The organism is Clostridium sartagoforme AAU1, assembly GCF_000401215.1.
GTDB lineage: Bacteria > Bacillota > Clostridia > Clostridiales > Clostridiaceae > Clostridium > Clostridium sartagoforme.
This window is the reverse complement of the sequence record NZ_ASRV01000067.1, coordinates 1-1,328: the sequence shown is the minus strand read 5'-3', so window position 1 is coordinate 1,328 and position 1,328 is coordinate 1. Positions and strand designations below refer to the sequence as shown.

2 protein-coding genes are annotated in these 1,328 nt (G+C 22.6%); both read left to right on the top strand.

Annotated elements, in window-relative coordinates; translation table 11 throughout:
- Positions 1 to 444 precede the first annotated feature (444 nt).
- Complete coding sequence (locus A500_RS05540) at positions 445 to 882, top strand: HI0074 family nucleotidyltransferase substrate-binding subunit (RefSeq protein ID WP_016206601.1); 438 nt, start codon at positions 445 to 447, stop codon at positions 880 to 882.
- A 2-nt stretch (positions 883 to 884) separates the two neighbouring features.
- On the top strand, positions 885 to 1,196 hold the full coding sequence (locus A500_RS05535; protein ID WP_016206600.1) for a nucleotidyltransferase family protein: 312 nt from the start codon (positions 885 to 887) through the stop codon (positions 1,194 to 1,196).
- Positions 1,197 to 1,328 lie beyond the last annotated feature (132 nt).

Here is a 1,328-nt window from a genome sequence, read left to right as displayed (position 1 = left end):
TCCTTCAAAACTCATAGAAATAAATGTAGCAAACTCAGTCGTTTCTCTCTTTCGTAAGCAACCCAGGGTAGAATAAATTTCCATATGCAGTAAGTACAGTCATTCTTCCTTCGCCAAGGACCTAAGGATGCAAATTTTAGAAGATGTAATATAATCAAAAATATATAAAAAATCACTATAGTTTTTGAAATTATAGTCATTTTTATTTAAGAAAAAGTAATTATAGGATATAATAATATATAGAAATTTATCAAAAGAAAAAATATAAAGAAGGTGATATATTCAAACAATAGTGCACACTCAAAATATATTTACTCTTTAATGCTGGATATTTCAGCAGAAATAAACGAACTTATAGAATGTATTATAAAATTTTATGTTTAACAATAAACATATGTGGTAAAATAATACTAAAGAATAAATATAGTTAGAAAGGTTTTTAATATGAGTAATATATTAGATAAATATGATGAATCTATAAGATTAACATATAATCACACATATAGAATGTTGGTTCATTTGAAAAATATTATAGAAAATTTTAAGAGTATAGAAAATCCTGATGATATAACTGTAGAAGTATATAGAGATTCTATTATAAAAAAATATGAAACCTTAGAGGATTTAACATGGAAATTATTATCTAAAATATTTAAAGCTTCTGGATTAGATATAAATAATCCTAGAGGTTGTTATAAACAGGCTTTTAAAGAAGGTTTAATAAGTGATATAGATATATGGAATGATATATTGGTATCAAGAAATTCTACAGCACATATTTATGATGAACATGATTATGAAGAAATTAAAAATAATATAGTAAACAATTATACTAATGCTATAGAAGAATTATTAAATAATATTTTAAAGAGGATATTATAATCATGTATGGAATAAATGAAAAAGTATATGGGGATTTAATTAACTATTTTGAAAGTAATAATAATATAGAAAAAGTAATACTTTTTGGTTCAAGGGCAAAGGGTACTGAAAATATAAATTCTGATATAGATTTATGTATAAGTTATACAGGAAAAAGTAAGGGAACCATTGTAGAGGAGATAGATGAAGTAATAGGAATATACTCCTGTGACATTGTGTTTTTAGATTCTTTAAATGAAAATATAAAAACACAAATAGAAAGAGATGGAATTGAAATATACTTTAGGAATCAAAAATATAATATAAGAAAATGACTATAGTTTATTGAAATTATAGTCATTTTTGTTTAAGAAAAATGATAATAGGATATAATAATATATAAGGAAATAAATAATTTAAGTGATAAATGAAACCTAATATAGAAAAGATTAATATAGTTCATGATG